1 protein-coding gene is annotated in these 296 nt (G+C 46.3%); it reads right to left on the bottom strand.

Annotated features, from left to right (window positions below; genetic code table 11):
- Positions 1–296 (bottom strand): zinc ribbon domain-containing protein (locus ACYQ4O_RS13060; protein WP_460175886.1); only part of this gene is annotated, 296 nt, incomplete at both ends.

The following is a 296-nucleotide window of genomic DNA, read 5'->3' as shown; positions in this document are numbered from 1 at the left end:
GTAGAAGGTCTCGTTGGGTTCCTGCTGACAACGGCCTTACTGCACCGTTCATTTCACAGGCTAACCGGGCGTGTCCCGCCCTTAATACATTTATCGCTCCCACGACATCGGCATTTTCTTTGTATCCACATTTAATGCAGGAAAAATGTGCTTGCGTTCGCCTATTTTCTGCCGAAATATATCCGCAATTCGGACAAGTTCTGCTCGTATTTTTCGGAGAAACCAATACCAGCAACCCTCCTCTTTCTTCCAGCTTGTAAGCCAACATTGTCTTGAAAGAATACCATCCTTGGTCA

This window comes from Turicimonas sp. TL08 (assembly GCF_054660695.1).
The sequence above is the reverse complement of the archived record's forward strand: the minus strand, read 5'-3'. Positions and strand labels throughout refer to the sequence as shown.